Genomic DNA, 1,679 nt, shown 5'->3' on the forward strand with positions numbered 1-1,679 from the left:
AACACGACGCCGACGGCGGTTGCCGATGCGGGGGATGCGACCGAGAAGGGTGGTGTGGCCAATGGTTCGGGCGGCGTGGTTGCCAGCGGCAACGTGCTGACCAACGACACCGATGCGGATGCCGGTGACACCAAGACGGTGACGGCGATCCGTTTCGGCGCAACGGCCGGCACGCTCGGCACGGCCTTGAATGGTACCTATGGCAGTCTCGTGCTCAGCGCATCGGGCGTCTATAGCTATGCCGTCAACGAGACCAGTGCCGCCGTGCAGGCGCTGCGGCAGTCGACCAATACGCTGAGCGATGTCTTCAGCTATACGATGCGTGACACGGCCGGCGCGACAGCCACGGCCAATCTCACCATCACCATCCACGGTGCCAACGACGCGCCGGTGCTGGCGGTCCAGACGGCTAGCCAGAACGCCATCGTCGGCTCTGCCTTCTCGTTCACGCTGCCGACGACGACCTTTACCGATGTCGACAGCGGCGAGACACTGGCCTATGCGGCAACGGCCGCCGACGGCACGGCGCTGCCTGCCTGGCTGAGCTTCAATGCCTCGACGCGGACCTTCTCCGGAACGGCGACGACATCAGGCACCTACGGCGTCAGGGTAACGACGACCGACCTTGGCGGTCTCACCGCCAACGAGACCTTCAACATCGCCGTGTCGACATCAGGCAACACGACGCCGACGGCGGTTGCCGATGCGGGGGATGCGACCGAGAAGGGTGGTGTGGCCAACGGTTCGGGCGGCGTGGTTGCCAGTGGCAACGTGCTGACCAACGACACCGATGCGGATGCCGGTGACACCAAGACGGTCACGGCGATCCGTTTCGGCGCAACGGCCGGCACGCTCGGCACGGCACTGAACGGCACCTATGGCAGTCTGATGCTCAGCGCATCGGGCGTCTATAGCTATGCCGTCAACGAGACCAGTGCCGCCGTGCAGGCGCTGCGGCAATCGACCAATACACTGAGCGATGTCTTCAGCTATACGATGCGTGACACGGCCGGCGCGACAGCCACGGCCAATCTCACCGTCACCATCCACGGCGCCAACGACGCGCCGGTGCTGGCCGTCCAGACGGCTGCCCAGAACGCCACCGTCGGCTCCGCCTTCTCCTTCGTGTTGCCGACGACGACCTTCAGCGATGTCGACAGCGGCGAGACCCTGACCTACTCGGCAACGGCCGCCGACGGCACGGCGCTGCCCGCCTGGCTCGCCTTCAACGCCACGACGCGGACGTTCAGCGGCACACCGACGACATCAGGCACCTACGGCGTCAGGGTGACGGCAACCGACCTCGGCGGCCTTGCCGCCAACGAGACCTTCAATATCACTGCGACAGTGGCACCTGCGACCTACAGCCTGTTTAACGCTTCCAGCACACCGGCCCAGACGAACCTCAACGACGGTCAGCAGCTCGAGGTCGGCGTCAAGTTCCAGGCGAACGTTGTCGGTGATGTCACCGCCATCAAGTTCTACCGCAGCGCCAATGACAACGGACAGAACGTCGTCGATCTGTGGACCACCACCGGCACCAAGCTTGCCACCGCCACCTTCACCAACACCACGGCAAGCGGCTGGCAGACGGTGAACTTTACAACGCCTGTCACGATCGCCGCCAATACCACCTATATCGCCTCCTACCACACCACCGGCGCTTACGTGGCGAGCAA

Annotated in this window: 1 protein-coding gene; it reads left to right on the forward strand. The window is 64.7% G+C overall.

The annotated features are described in order from the left end of the window. On the forward strand, nt 1–1,679 hold a 1,679-nt coding region (locus A6U98_RS00050; RefSeq protein WP_156667800.1), incomplete at both ends, for a putative Ig domain-containing protein.

It is taken from the genome of Rhizobium sp. WYCCWR10014 (assembly GCF_001657485.1).
GTDB lineage: Bacteria > Pseudomonadota > Alphaproteobacteria > Rhizobiales > Rhizobiaceae > Rhizobium.